This is a genomic window from Candidatus Symbiopectobacterium sp. NZEC127 (assembly GCF_025962675.1).
Classification (GTDB): domain Bacteria; phylum Pseudomonadota; class Gammaproteobacteria; order Enterobacterales; family Enterobacteriaceae; genus Symbiopectobacterium.
The window spans coordinates 1,167,782-1,181,981 of the sequence record NZ_JAGFPG010000001.1; the positions used below are offsets into that span (position 1 = coordinate 1,167,782).

Here is a 14,200-nt window from a genome sequence, read left to right on the forward strand (position 1 = left end):
TTTATGGGTTACTTCAAAAGAATGGCGGGATTTTCTGTATCGCTATCGCTTAGCGGCGGTTACGCACCAACTGATAACGACGCGTGAGATATTCCACCGGCGCGCTCCAGATGTGCACCAGGCGGCAGAACGGGAACAGCACAAACAGCGTCAACCCCAGCACGATATGCAGTTTGAACACCCAGGCGACCCCTTCCAGATGCGCTGACGCCCCACCGTGGAAGGTCACAATCGACTGCGCCCAGCCGACCAGCTTCATCATTTCGCTGCCGTCCATGTGCTGCGCAGAAAACGGGATGGTCAACAGGCCCAACCCGGCCTGAATCACCAACAGCGACAGGATAAGAATATCGCCAACGCTCGATGTGGCGCGAATACGCGGATTCGTCAGTCGGCGCTTGAGCAGCAAAATACCGCCCACAAACGTCAGGACACCGGCCGACCCGCCACCAATCATCGCCATTTTTTGCTTCACTTCAATCGGCAAAAAGGCTTCGTACATCCAGTGCGGTGTCAGCATCCCCAAAAAGTGACCGGCAAAAATCCCCAGGATACCCAGGTGAAACAGGTTCGAGGCCAAGCGCATACCTTTTTTGTCCAGCATCTGGCTGGAACCGGCACGCCACGAGTATTGCCCATAGTCATAGCGCAGCCAGCTTCCTACCAGGAACACCGTGCCTGCCAGATAAGGGTAGATATCAAACAACAGCATATTAACGTAGTGCATGGTTTTTTCCTCCGGCAGGTTGTGCGTCAAGATCCAGATACTGGGGTACTACCGCGCCTGCAAAGCGACGCTGGTGCGCGGTCTGCTGCGCGTTTTCGCATCCCTGATCCGCAAAGAACTTCACCTGCTCTTCTTCCCACACCGCATCTAACGCCTGTGGCGTGTCGTCACGGGCTTCATCTGCCACTTTATGCGTGACATCATCACTTTTTAACGCACTGCCTGAGAGCGCCAGTAGTACATCAAACAGCAGGGCATAATCGCTGTCACGCTGCTGTAAACGCGCACCGAGCAACGCCAGAATAGGTGCGACATCCAGTAGCCCTGCACGACTTTCTGCTGGCTCCAACCGCGAGAGATATTCCAGATAGAGCGGCAAGAAATCCGGCAGTTCACGGCAGTCAAGCTCAAGGCCCGCCGCATGGTAATGCTGCATCAAGTCGACCATGGCCTGACCGCGATCGCGCGATTCACCGTGCACATGTTCGAACAGCAACAGCGACGTCGCCCGGCCCCGATCGAACAGCGCGCTGTATTCGGCCTGTTTATCCAACAGATCCTGCGCACACTGTTGTCGGATAAACTGCGTCAGTCGATCGCGCAGTGGCGGTGACAGCGTGCTGTCTTGCGCCAACGCCTCGATAAGCTCCTGGTGATGTGCCCACAGCTCCCCATCGGGATAATCGAGCAGGCGGGCAATAATGCGTAACGTCATCATCATCAATCCTCCTGCATCACTTTGCTGTTCATGTCACGCGTTTTGCTGGTGACATCAATGGCATCAATGCGTTTGCTGTTAAACAGGTTGAACTTGCTGTCGCTGCCGTGACACCCGTCGCCGAAGCTGAAACCGCACCCTTTGCTTTCCGGGAAGGCTTCACGCGCCAGCTCACGGTGGCTGGACGGCACCACAAAACGATCTTCATAGTTGGCAATCGCCAGATAGCGGTACATTTCCTGCGCCTGAGCTTCGGTCAAGCCTACCTGCTCCAGCGCGCGGGTATCGATCACCCCTTCTACGGTCTCTGCGCGCTTAAAGTGACGCATCGCCAGCATACGTTTCAGCGCCAGCAGTACCGGTGCGGTGTCGCCCGCTGTCAGCAGGTTCGCCAGGTACTGCACCGGAATACGCAGACTTTCCACGTCCGGCAGCACACCGCTGTGTGCCAGCGCGCCCGCATCGGCGGCAGACTGGATCGGTGACAACGGCGGCACGTACCACACCATGGGCAGCGTGCGATATTCCGGGTGCAGCGGCAGCGCCAGTTTCCACTCCATCGCCATTTTGTAGACCGGCGATTGCTGAGCGGCTTCAATCACCCCGCGCGGCACGCCATCTTTCAGCGCCTGGGCAATCACGGCCGGATCGTTCGGGTCGAGGAATACCTCAAGCTGACGTTGGTAGAGATCCTGCTCATTTTCCGTGGCCGCTGCTTCAGCAATACGGTCGGCGTCATACAACAGCACGCCGAGATAACGAATGCGCCCTACGCAGGTTTCAGAGCAAAGGGTCGGCTGTCCACTTTCGATACGCGGGTAGCAGAAAATGCATTTTTCTGATTTGCCACTCTTCCAGTTGAAGTAGATTTTTTTGTACGGGCAGCCGGTCAGGCACATGCGCCAGCCGCGACATTTATCCTGATCGATCAGCACAATGCCGTCTTCACCCCGTTTGTAAATCGCGCCGCTCGGACAGGTCGCGACACAGGCCGGATTCAGGCAGTGTTCACACAGGCGCGGCAAATACATCATGAAGGTGTTTTCGAACTGGCCGTACATCTCCTTTTGCATATGCTCAAAGTTTTTATCTTTGGCACGCACGCTGAACTCACCGCCCAGGTCATCTTCCCAGTTCGGCCCCATTTCGATTTTCTTCATGCGCTGACCGGTAATCAGCGAGCGCGGACGCGCTATCGGCTGATGTTTCCCTTCCGGCGCTTTACGCAGGTTTTCATAGTCGTAATCAAACGGCTCATAGTAGTCATCAATTTGCGGGACATCCGGGTTGGCGAAAATCTTGGACAGCACGCTGACGCGGTTGCCCATGCGCGGCTCCAGCTTGCCGCTGATTTTACGGATCCAACCGCCTTTCCATTTTTCCTGATCTTCCCAGGCGTGGGGATAGCCCACACCCGGTTTGGTTTCGACGTTGTTGAACCAGGCGTATTCCATCCCTTCACGGCTGGTCCAGACGTTTTTACAGGTGACGGAGCAGGTATGGCAGCCGATGCATTTGTCCAGATTCAGCACCATGCCCACTTGGGAACGAATTTTCATCAGGCTTTCTCCTGCGCGGTCAGTGAACGGGCTGCGGGCTGTTCGTAATCCTGGCCTTCATCATCCAGCCAATCGATACGTTTCATTTTGCGTACCACAACGAATTCGTCGCGGTTGCACCCGACCGTGCCGTAGTAGTTAAAGCCGTAGGCTAACTGCGCATAACCGCCGATCATGTGCGTCGGTTTCGGCGTAATACGCGTCACCGAGTTGTGAATGCCGCCGCGCTGCGCCGTGATCTCTGACCCCGGCAGGTTTACGATACGCTCCTGCGCGTGGTACATCATGGTCATGCCTGCCGGTACACGCTGGCTCACCACCGCACGCGCCGTCAGCGCGCCGTTGGTGTTGAACGCTTCCACCCAGTCGTTGTCTACGATGCCCAGATCCCGTGCATCATCCTCACTCAGCCAGATAACCGGCCCGCCGCGCCCCAACGTCAGCATCAACAGGTTGTCGCTGTAGGTGGAGTGAATGCCCCACTTCTGGTGTGGCGTCAGGAAGTTGAGCGGCTTCTCAGGGTTGCCGTTCGGTTTCTGATTAATCACCGGTGCCACCGCACGGGTATCCACGGGCGGGCGGTACACCAACAGACTTTCGCCAAAGGCGCGCATCCATTCGTGATCCTGATACAGTTGCTGACGGCCCGACAGCGTGCGCCAGGGAATCAGCTCATGCACGTTGGTGTAGCAGGCGTTGTAGGAGACATGTTCATCTTCCAACCCTGACCAGGTCGGGCTGGAGATAATTTTACGCGGCTGAGCCTGAATATCGCGGAAGCGAATTTTTTCGTCTTCTTTATTCAGCGCCAGATGCCTGTGGTCACGACCGGTAAACTTGCTCAACGCCTCCCAGGCTTTTACTGCCACCTGGCCGTTGGTTTCCGGTGCCAGCGTCAGTATCATTTCCGCCGCATCGATGGCGGTGTCAATTTTCGGACGACCGGCCGCTGCGCCATCAGCCTTGGTGTAGTTGAGTTTTTTCAGGAAATCGACTTCGGTTTGCGTGTTCCAGCCAATGCCTTTACCGCCGTTACCCAGTTTGTCCAGCAACGGTCCTACGGAGGTGAAGCGTTCGTAGAGGTTCGGGTAATCGCGTTCTACCACCATCAGGTGCGGTGCAGTTTTGCCGGGGATCAGATCGCACTCGCCTTTTTTCCAGTCATCCACGCCGAACGGTTGTGCCATTTCGGCGGCGGAATCGTGTTGGATCGGCAGCGTCACCAGATCGGTTTCCACACCGAGGTGCCCCTGACAAAGGCTGGAGAAGGTTTTGGCGATGCCTTTGTAGATTTCCCAATCACTCTTGGCATCCCAGGCTGGATCGACGGCGGCAGAGAGCGGGTGAATAAACGGATGCATATCCGAGGTATTCATGTCGTCTTTTTCGTACCAGGTGGCCGTCGGCAATACGATATCGGAATAGAGACAGGTGCTGGACATGCGGAAATCCAGCGTCACCACCAGATCCAGCTTGCCTTCACCGCCCTGCGCCTGCCACTCCACCTCTTCTGGCATAACGCCGCCCTGCTTACCGAGATCCTGACCTTGCAGGCCGTGTTCGGTGCCGAGCAGGTATTTGAGCATGTATTCGTGCCCTTTACCGGACGAGCCCAGCAGGTTGGAGCGCCAGATAAACAGGTTGCGCGGGAAGTTTTGCGGATTGTCCGGCTGTTCAGCGGCAAACGCGATATCGCCGGTTTTTAGCGCCTGTACGGCATACTCTTGCGGCGTCATCCCCGCTTGCTGCGCGTTGGCGGCAATACGGAGCGGGTTGACGTTCAACTGCGGCGCAGAGGGCAGCCACCCCATGCGTTCGGCACGCACGTTAAAATCGATCATGCTGCCGGTAAAACGGGATTTATCCGCCAGCGGCGACAGGAATTCCTGCGGTGCTACCGTTTCGTAACGCCATTGGCTGGAGTGGTTATAGAAAAAGGAGGTACTGTTCATGTGGCGCGGCGGACGCTGCCAGTCAAGACCGAACGCCAGCGGCGTCCAACCGGTCTGCGGACGCAGTTTTTCCTGGCCGACATAGTGCGCCCAACCGCCACCGCTTTGGCCGACGCAGCCGCAGAACACCAGCATGTTGATCAAGCCACGGTAGTTCATGTCCATGTGATACCAGTGGTTGATACCGGCACCCACGATAATCATTGAACGGCCGTGCGTTTTGTCGGCGTTATCCGCGAATTCGCGCGCGATACGCACGATGTTATGGCGAGAAACACCGGTGATCTGCTCGGCCCACGCCGGGCTGTAGGCTTTCACCTCATCGTAGTCACGGGCGCAGTTATCATCGTTCAGTCCACGATCCAGCCCGTAATTCGCCAGCGTCAGGTCGTAAACGCTGGCAACCAGCGCGTCGCTGCCATCGGCCAGCGTCAGGCGTTTTACCGGCAGTTTATGGCGCAACACCTCGTCGAGCGCGACGCTGCTGAAGTGCTCGCTTGGCAATCCACCAAAGTACGGGAAGCCAACCTCCGCCACCTCATCGTGCGCACCCAGCAGGCTTAAACGCAGTTGAACTTCTTCACCACTGACGCCGTCGCGCTGCTCCAGATTCCATTTACCCTGATCGCCCCAACGGTAGCCAATTGAGCCTTGCGGCGCGGTCAGATTGCCACTCTGCTCATCAATCGCCACCGTTTTCCACTGCGGGTGATTCTCCTGACCGAGGTTGTCCACCAGATCGGACGCACGCAGCATACGGCCCGCCGCGTAGTAACCCTCTTCACGCGGTTCCAACAGCACCAGCATCGGCATGTCGGTATAGCGGCGCACGTAGTCGGTGAAATAGCGGCTTGGGTTGTCCAGATGAAACTCTTTGAGGATCACATGGCCCATCGCCAGCGCCATGGCGCTGTCAGTGCCCTGTTTCGGATTCAACCACTGGTCACACAGCTTGGCGATTTCCGCATAATCCGGCGTGACGGCCACGGTTTTGGCGCCTTTGTAACGCACTTCGGCAAAGAAGTGTGCATCCGGGGTACGCGTTTGCGGCACGTTGGAACCCCAGGCGATGATGTACGACGAGTTATACCAGTCGGCTGATTCCGGCACGTCGGTCTGCTCGCCCCAGGTTTGCGGCGACGCCGGCGGTAAATCGCAATACCAATCGTAGAAGCTCAGGCAGACACCGCCGAGCAACGAGAGATAGCGAGCACCCGCCGCATAAGACACCATCGACATCGCCGGGATTGGCGAGAAGCCGATAATGCGGTCGGGTCCAAAGGTTTTGGCGGTGTACACGTTGGAGGCCGCGATCAGTTCGTTGACTTCGTTCCAATCAGAGCGGACAAAGCCGCCGCGACCGCGGATTTTCTTGTAGTAGGCGGTTTTTTCCGGGTCCGTCACGATGGAAGCCCAGGCATCGACCGGATCGGGATGCGCCAGTTTGGCTTCGCGCCACAGCTTGAGCAGCCGCTTGCGCATCATCGGGTACTTCAAGCGGTTTGCGCTGTAGAGATACCAGGAATAGCTGGCACCGCGTGGGCAGCCGCGCGGTTCATGGTTTGGCAGGTCCGGACGGGTTCGAGGATAGTCGGTCTGCTGCGTTTCCCAGGTAACCAGACCATTTTTCACATAGATTTTCCAACTGCACGATCCGGTGCAGTTGACGCCGTGCGTTGAGCGTACCACTTTATCGTGCTGCCAACGGCTGCGGTAACCATCTTCCCAATCCCGGTTGGTATTGAGCGTTTGACCGTGCCCATCTGCAAAGGGTTCGGCCAATTGTTTAAAGTAACGTAACCGGTCAAGAAATTTGCTCATCCGGACTCTCCTGCTGCGAAGCCTGTTGGCTTCTGTCGTTATGAATGCGCGTAGCCGATACGGTGTGTTGCCTACGGCACATTGCTCCAATTGGCGCTAGGGTAACGACCTGAGGCGGGTTCGAAATTGATACCGATCAAGCTCCTCCGGGGTACCAAACGGCAACGCTGAGTGAAATACCACCAAGGGATTACGAAAATAAAAACCGATATCCATATGAAAAATATAGATATTAATGACCTTTATACCCAAAGGGATAACAATGATTTCCACTGGTGACTATTTGGAGGTAGGTAGAGTGGTGAGAGGCGGATAGAACGCAAAACGCGGCGCAAATGTGCGCCGCGCGAGGTTGCTGAAAATTCACTTTACGCTTCATCATCCCCGGCTCTATTCCTCGTCATCCTCGGCGAAAGCCGGGGATCTCTGTCAGAATGAACGCGTTTCTTCTGTGCGAGATTCCCGCTTTCGCGGGAATGACGGACGCGGCGGGTAGCCCACCATCAGGTTAACGGCTATCGCTGTGTTTTACGCCCATAAAACAGCCAGGTGACCAACACGCACACCACATAACACAGGATAAACACTTTTATCGCCCCCGCCGGTGAACCGGTCAGTTCGAGCGACGTCCCGAACGCTTTGGGGATAAAGAATCCGCCGATAGCGCCAATGGCAGAGATAAAGCCAAGCGCGGCAGCGGAGTCGGTCGCCGCTTCACGCAGCGCATCGTCATCGCTGCCACCGCGCGCTTTAACGCGCTCTGCGGTCAAACGTCGGAAAATCACAGCAATCATCTGGAAGGTCGATCCGCTGCCCAACCCGGCGGTGAGGAACAGCAGCATAAACAGCCCAAAGAACACGGCGAAGCTGCCCGCATGACCATCAGCAGCCAGCGACAGATAGAGCAATATCGAGAATATCGTCATCAGGATAAAATTGATCAGCGTGACGCGCACGCCGCCGAAACGGTCGGACAGCATTCCCCCTACCGGTCGCGCCAATGCCCCGAGTAACGGGCCAAAGAACGCGTAGTGCAGAATCACGATATCGGGAAATTGCGTTTTGGCGAGCATGGCAAACCCTGCGGAGAACCCGATAAACGAGCCAAACGTGGAGAGATAAAGAAAGCTGAGTACCCACAAGTGCAAGCGCTTGAGCACCGGCAACTGCTGGCTGATTGAGGCTTTGGTGGTGCTCAGATCGTTCATGCCAAACCAGGCCGCCAGCGATGCCACCAGCAGGAAGGGCACCCAAATCCAGGCGGCACGGTACAACCACACGGTACTGCCATCAGCCTGCGCTACGCCACCGGCGGAGCCGAGTAAGGGCAAGAAGATAACCAACGGCACCAGAATTTGCATCACGCTGACGCCGAGATTGCCCAACCCGCCATTTAGCCCCAGCGCACCGCCCTGTCTGGCTTTGGGGAAAAAGAAACTGATATTTGCCATGCTGGAAGCAAAATTGGCCCCGGCAAAACCGCACAGCAACGAGATGATGACAAAGGTGTGATACGGCGTTTGCGTATCCTGCACCACAAACCCCAGCCACAGACACGGGATCACCAGAATCGAGGTACTCAACGTGGTCCAACGCCGCCCACCAAAAAGGGGGATGACAAAGGAGTACGGTACGCGCAGCAGCGCACCGGACACCGAGGGCAACGCGGTTAATAAAAACAGTTGGTCTGTCGAGAAGTGAAAACCCACTTTATTCAGGTTAACGGCCACGGTGCTAAACAGCATCCAGACACAGAAAGAGAGCAATAAGCACGGGATGGAAATCCACAGGTTACGGGTGGCGATGCGCTGACCGTGCCGTTGCCAGAAATCGGGATCTTCCGGATACCACTCCCCAATGGTCGCGTTAAGCGGCTTTCTCGTAGGATCATTTTTTGTTGTTGTAGGCTGCGTCATAAAAACCTCAGTGAGTAAAAACTCGGTATATAACCCTGAGGAAATAACAGGGTATTCAGGGCGCAACATGAGGGATGCCAGTGTAAATAAAATTGATATGAATCAACGCGCTGTCAGGTAAAAAACGCCCTACCAACGCCACCCACCCCCTTGTGAGTAACCCTGAGTTAAAAAATAAAAACCGCGAATTCAGCCCGTTAACGCGGCATTAACCTCAACTACTCCCAGTCATGATCCGCGATGGATATTTGTGGGTACTTATTAAGGGGTATAGGGTTATATCAAAGGATGGTGAAGAATGCAGACCTATCAGATACCGTTAGCGTTGCCGCGCTATTCAGCCACAACGCACACGCGCAGAAACAGGACATTCGTTGAACAACAATGTGAGCGAAGGATGGCGACGTGGAGTTCTCATGGTTAAACGCCTTTTGCTGCCGCTGTCACTGACACATCAGGTAGCGATGCTGATGCTGTTACTCGGACTACTCGGCATTGCGGGCATGGCCATATCCAGTTGGATGTCACAGAACATTCAAGGGAATGCGCACGCCATCAATAAAGCGGGCTCCTTGCGCATGCAGAGCTATCGCCTGCTCTCCATGGTGCCGTTATCCAACAGCAACCACATTTATCTGGACGATCTCGAACGCGATGAGGCCAACAGCGATTTGCAACAGGCGGTGCGTCGCGAAGGGTTAAGCGAACCGTTTTCTGAACTGCGCGCGTTCTGGCAAACCCAACTTCGTCCCCAGTTACAGCAGGCATCTCGACCCAACGAAGCCGCCAGCGATGTCGCCGCCTTTGTTGCGCAGTTGGACGCCCTGGTGTCCGCCATCGATCACAGCACCGAAGAGCGCATCGCGCTGGTCACCAAAATCCAACGCCTGTTTATCGCGCTAATGGGCATGGTGCTGCTGGCAACCATTCTCTATTTGCGCCACCGTTTGCTGACGCCGCTGCGTAAGCTGGTTGCCATGGCACAAGCCATCGGCCACGGTGATTTCAGCGAACGTGTCAGCCTCTCCGGCAAAGATGAAATGAGCACGCTGGCGCAAGCGTTGAACAGCATGTCGGACGAACTTTCTGCCATCTACCACCAATTGGAACAACGCGTCGCGGAACAGACCACCCGTCTGCGTCAGAAAAACGATACCCTTTCCTTCCTGTACCGCGCCAGCCGTCGGTTGCATACCAATGCGCCGCTGTGCAGTCGGGTGATGCCTATTCTCAACGAGCTGCCCGCCTTAACCCCGCTGAAAAATATCCAACTGCGGCTCTATGAGAGTAATAATCAGGAGCAGTTTCACCAGTTTAGTCACCAAACGCCTTACGATGCGGCAAGCTGTCCTGACACCAACTGCCAAAGCTGTGGTTTATACAGCAGCGCGAATACCGCCAGCGGCGAGCCGGTATTTTGGACGTTACACGATCAACACCATCAATACGGCATGGTGCTGGCCACGCGTGCCAGTGAGTGCGAACTGAGCCCCGATCAACAGCAGTTGCTGAATACCCTGTTGGGCCAACTCACCAGCACATTGGCGCTCGAACGCCAATCTGAGCACCAGCAGCAGCTGATACTGATGGAAGAGCGTGCGGCAATCGCGCGTGAATTGCATGATTCACTGGCCCAATCGCTCTCCTGCCTGAAAATTCACGTCAGTTGCATTCAGATGCAAGGCGGAAATCTGTCGGATGAGGTACGCAGTCAGTTGACCGAGATGCGCGAAGAGCTGAACACCGCCTACCGTCAACTGCGCGAGCTGTTGACCACCTTTCGACTTCAGCTCAACGAATCCGGCCTGTTGGCCGCGCTGCGCGCCACCGTTGAAGAATATGAAAAACGGTTGGGATTCCCCCTGCGTTTGCATTATCAATTGCCACCGCAAGCGGTATCGGCCCACCAGGGGATTCATGTCCTGCAAATTGTGCGTGAAGCGCTCAGCAATATCTACAAACACGCGCAGGCCAGCGAGGTGGACATTACGCTGGTGCGGCGCGAAAAACGTATCGAATTGACCGTGCGGGATAACGGCATCGGCATCGTTCAGGATAGCCAGCGCGCCAATCATTACGGTTTGATTATCATGCGCGACCGCGCGCACAGCCTGCACGGAGAGTGCGTCATTGCGCGCCATCAGGATGGCGGAACACAGGTGAAGGTCACGTTTGACGCAGAAAACCGCTACCGCCCAGAATTAACAGGAGAACACCATGACGAATGAAGTGACAAATGACGATAGCGCGACCCTTTTATTGATTGACGATCACCCGATGTTGCGCAATGGCGTAAAACAGCTGCTCAGCATGGTGCCCGGTTTGCGCGTGGTGGGTGAAGCCAGCGACGGGGAACAAGGGGTGATATTGGCAGCAGAGTTGGACCCGGATCTGATTTTGCTGGATCTGAACATGCCCGGCATGAATGGATTGGAAACGCTGGTGCGTTTGCGAGAAAAGGCGCTCTCTGGCCGCGTGGTGGTGTTTAGCGTTTCCGACCATGAAGATGACGTGGTGAGCGCGTTGAAAAACGGCGCGGACGGCTACCTGCTCAAAGACATGGAACCGGAAGATCTGTTGGCGTCGTTGCATCAGGCCGCCTCGGGAAAGATGGTGCTTAGCGAAACCCTGATGCCGATCCTCGCCGCCAGCCTGCGTGAAAATCGTCAGGGTAGCGATCGCAGCATTCAGCAGTTGACGCCCCGTGAGCGCGATATTCTGAAACTGCTGGCACAAGGGCTTGCCAATAAGGTGATTGCACGCAAACTCTCCATCACGGAAAGTACCGTGAAGGTGCACGTTAAGCATCTGCTGAAAAAAATGAAGCTGAAATCGCGTGTGGAAGCGGCAGTATGGGTGCTGCAAGAGAAAATATTTTAATCGCCGGGAGCCGTCGTAAGCGACATCCCGGCGGCGCCGCGTTGGCGGTTATCGCAAGAAGATTTTGCCTTCCGAATAGGTGACAGCCTGGCCGCTAATCAGCACCCGATCGCCTTGCCATTGGCAATGCAAATCGCCGCCACGTGCGGAAACCTGACGTGCACGCATCGTGGTTTTTCCCAAACGATCGTGCCAGTAGGGGATCAGCATGCTGTGCGCCGAGCCCGTGACCGGATCTTCGGCAACGGCTTCTCCCGGGCAGAAAAAGCGACTGACAAAATCATAGTCGTCTCCAGGCGCTGTCACGCACACCATTTTGCCCAGGGGCTTCATGGCGTGAATATCTGGCGTTAACGCCTCTACCTGCTGCTGGTTTTCCAACACCACCAGATAATCGCGCGCCGCGCGCACCTCTACGGCTTTTTCGATCCCCAAACAGTGCAACAGCAGCGATGGCGGCGTGACCGGCTCAGCCCGCCAGGCGGGGAAATCCAGCGTCAAGCCCGCGTCACTGCGCGTGACCGTCAGTTCCCCGACGAACCGGGTCGAGAAACGGATGGTGTCTCCCGCATGCCCAATGGCGGTGAAAATCACATGCGCTGCTGCCAGGGTGGCATGTCCACACAGGTTGATTTCGCCCTGCGTAGTGAACCACCGTAACGCATAGCCCTGCTCGCTCGGCACAAAAAAGGCCGTTTCCGATTGGTTGTGCTGGCGCGCCATCTGCAACAGGCGTTCATCCGGCAACCAGGCTGCCAATGGGCATACCGCTGCCGCATTGCCACCAAACGTGTGCTGCGTGAACGCATCGACCAAGTAAAAATCCACGGTTAACATTGTTACTCCTTGATTGCCAGGCGGCTTAGCGCTGTCCTGTGAGATGTCAGGACCCCATAAACATTACTATCATTGATGTGTTAGAGCGAATTTCCTTCACTGAAAAACCAGAATGCCGATAACATATGAAAGCCCATCACCCTTAAGAAACTTTACGTTTCTTTTCAGTTGGTTAAATAACATCATGAATATTAAACCATTCCTAAACAATGTCGGGGATTATCGTCATAATCCTACTTATTCCCGGCAGTTACTTCGCTAAACTCACATTAAGAGTCATTTTTTGCTATTTGCCACAGCCATGATGTGCGACGCCTTCTGGCACAACGCGCATCGCTGCTCGGCCCAGAGGGATAATCATGGTTAAACCGCGTACAGAACGCTTTATCGGACTGGAATGGCTGCGTTTTCTGCTCGGCTGCTATGTGATGATCTATCACACTGCACATATGTATCCCCAGATAAAACGTGTGCCTTTTTTAAGTGAACTGACCAGCATGGGTTTTTTCGCCACCAGCACCTTTTTTGTGCTTTCCGGTTTTCTGCTGGCCCACGTTTATATTCGCGGTGGGCAACTGCGCGAACCCGCCCGCCATTTTTGGGCCAAACGGCTGTTCACGCTCTATCCCATCCATATCATGGCGCTGCTGGCATCTATCGCCGTGGTCACCCTGATGCAATGGCTGGCGGTGCCGCCGGAAGGTCAGGTCGCGAGCGCACGCTTTGTCATTTATGACACCAACGAGCCGAATGTCGATCCGGAAAGCCTGCGCCATTACATGACCAACGCGCAATTGCTGTTCAATAGCCTGCTGCAAGTGTTTATGCTGCAAGCATGGAACCCCTATTTTCTGACGTTCAATGCCCCGCTGTGGTCGCTCTCAACGCTGTTTTTCTTCTATTTGCTGTTTCCTGCGTTGGGCCCACGCTTACTCAACAGCCGCCACCCCTGGATTTGGCTTGGCATTATTTGTCTGCTTTATTTGATACCACCGGCCTGGATTATTTGGAAGCAACAGTTTGGTATGCCCTACACCGGTTTGCTGCAACGCGGACCTATTTTCCGTTTGCCGGAATTTTTAGCAGGGATTTTGGGCTATGCGCTGTTCCGCCATTACCGCGATCGCGCCAGAATGCCACTCACCAGCGGCCAACGCACCGGGGTTGTCGCGTTCATTGTGCTGAACTTCATCGCGGGTGCCTGGCTGTTCACTAACGGCGAAGCCTACTGGTATTTCTTGTTGCACAACGGTCTGCTGCTGCCCGCTCAGGTGGGATTGGTGTGTCTGAGCGCGCTGGCACGCGATCCGGACAGCCACTGGCTGCGCCATTGGTCACCGCGATTGGGTGCGGCATCACTCTCTATTTTTGCGTTACATGTTCCGCTGTTCAACCTGTTCCGAACGCTGGAGCAGCTAGTACGCGGCGATCCCATGACCTGCTTTAGCGATTGGGAGCAGTGCGCCGTGGCCGCCGGGAACGTACAGCTTTCACTGCCCGGCTACGGCATCTTCCTGCTGGCAACCGTGGTGATCTGCTTACTGTTCCAGGAGCAAATCGTGACGCGGGTACGCCAATTTCTCACAACACGTTTCCTGCCGCGCAAAGCGCGTCCTGAGAGAAACCTGCGCAAGCCGCAACAAACAGCGTGATGTCTCCCCCCTCTGCGCACCACCGGACGGCGCAGAGGGGATAGCACGCCGATTAAAATGTGATTTTGTTCTCGTTATAGCGCTTAATCATCATTGATATGTTTTATAACAATTTAGATTCTAACGAATTGATGATTT

9 protein-coding genes are annotated in these 14,200 nt (G+C 55.5%); 3 read left to right on the forward strand and 6 right to left on the reverse strand.

What is annotated here, in order from left to right; genetic code table 11:
• Window positions 1-49 precede the first annotated feature (49 nt).
• The 5 genes from narI to J5069_RS05300 all read right to left on the reverse strand — a co-directional run bounded on the left by narI (window position 50) and on the right by J5069_RS05300 (window position 8,693).
• On the reverse strand, window positions 50-727 hold the full coding sequence (gene narI, locus J5069_RS05280; RefSeq protein ID WP_264642867.1) for a respiratory nitrate reductase subunit gamma: 678 nt from the start codon (window positions 725-727) through the stop codon (window positions 50-52).
• Window positions 714-1,445, reverse strand: a complete 732-nt coding sequence (gene narJ / locus J5069_RS05285; protein WP_264643732.1) for a nitrate reductase molybdenum cofactor assembly chaperone — start codon at window positions 1,443-1,445, stop codon at window positions 714-716. Before narJ ends, narI begins: the two co-directional genes overlap by 14 nt.
• A 2-nt stretch (window positions 1,446-1,447) precedes the next feature.
• On the reverse strand, window positions 1,448-3,004 hold the full coding sequence (narH, locus tag J5069_RS05290; protein WP_264642868.1) for a nitrate reductase subunit beta: 1,557 nt from the start codon (window positions 3,002-3,004) through the stop codon (window positions 1,448-1,450).
• Window positions 3,004-6,777, reverse strand: coding sequence for a nitrate reductase subunit alpha (locus tag J5069_RS05295; protein ID WP_264642869.1), 3,774 nt, complete (start codon window positions 6,775-6,777; stop codon window positions 3,004-3,006). The genes narH and J5069_RS05295 overlap by 1 nt, the downstream gene beginning before the upstream one ends.
• 515 nt (window positions 6,778-7,292) lie before the next feature.
• Window positions 7,293-8,693 (reverse strand): NarK family nitrate/nitrite MFS transporter, encoded by a 1,401-nt coding sequence (locus J5069_RS05300; RefSeq protein ID WP_264642870.1) that lies wholly within the window; start codon window positions 8,691-8,693, stop codon window positions 7,293-7,295.
• Window positions 8,694-9,109: 416 nt separating this feature from the next.
• On the opposite strand from J5069_RS05300, the gene narX reads away from it, so the two are divergent.
• Window positions 9,110-10,921, forward strand: coding sequence for a nitrate/nitrite two-component system sensor histidine kinase NarX (gene narX / locus J5069_RS05305; RefSeq protein ID WP_264642871.1), 1,812 nt, complete (start codon window positions 9,110-9,112; stop codon window positions 10,919-10,921).
• A complete protein-coding gene (gene narL, locus J5069_RS05310; protein ID WP_413542201.1) occupies window positions 10,911-11,573 on the forward strand; it encodes a two-component system response regulator NarL in 663 nt (220 codons plus the stop codon). Before narX ends, narL begins: the two co-directional genes overlap by 11 nt.
• 48 nt (window positions 11,574-11,621) lie before the next feature.
• On the opposite strand, the gene J5069_RS05315 is transcribed toward narL, so the two are convergent.
• Entirely contained in the window at window positions 11,622-12,410 is a 789-nt protein-coding gene (locus J5069_RS05315; RefSeq protein WP_264642872.1) for a PhzF family phenazine biosynthesis protein, read from the reverse strand.
• A gap of 359 nt (window positions 12,411-12,769) precedes the next feature.
• Between J5069_RS05315 and J5069_RS05320 the strand changes: the two genes are divergently transcribed.
• Window positions 12,770-14,062 carry an acyltransferase family protein gene (locus tag J5069_RS05320; RefSeq protein WP_264642873.1) on the forward strand — a complete coding sequence of 431 codons (1,293 nt, stop codon included), beginning with the start codon at window positions 12,770-12,772 and terminating at the stop codon, window positions 14,060-14,062.
• Window positions 14,063-14,200 lie beyond the last annotated feature (138 nt).

What these genes read in the sequence shown, in the direction of transcription:
- J5069_RS05295 (WP_264642869.1), bottom strand. Translation starts at nt 6,777, where the DNA reads ATGAGCAAATTTCTTGACCGGTTACGTTACTTTAAACAATTGGCCGAA.
- narJ (WP_264643732.1), bottom strand. Translation starts at nt 1,445, where the DNA reads ATGATGACGTTACGCATTATTGCCCGCCTGCTCGATTATCCCGATGGG.
- narX (WP_264642871.1), top strand. Translation starts at nt 9,110, where the DNA reads ATGGTTAAACGCCTTTTGCTGCCGCTGTCACTGACACATCAGGTAGCG.
- narI (WP_264642867.1), bottom strand. Translation starts at nt 727, where the DNA reads ATGCACTACGTTAATATGCTGTTGTTTGATATCTACCCTTATCTGGCA.
- J5069_RS05315 (WP_264642872.1), bottom strand. Translation starts at nt 12,410, where the DNA reads ATGTTAACCGTGGATTTTTACTTGGTCGATGCGTTCACGCAGCACACG.
- J5069_RS05300 (WP_264642870.1), bottom strand. Translation starts at nt 8,693, where the DNA reads ATGACGCAGCCTACAACAACAAAAAATGATCCTACGAGAAAGCCGCTT.
- J5069_RS05320 (WP_264642873.1), top strand. Translation starts at nt 12,770, where the DNA reads ATGGTTAAACCGCGTACAGAACGCTTTATCGGACTGGAATGGCTGCGT.
- narH (WP_264642868.1), bottom strand. Translation starts at nt 3,004, where the DNA reads ATGAAAATTCGTTCCCAAGTGGGCATGGTGCTGAATCTGGACAAATGC.
- narL (WP_413542201.1), top strand. Translation starts at nt 10,911, where the DNA reads ATGACGAATGAAGTGACAAATGACGATAGCGCGACCCTTTTATTGATT.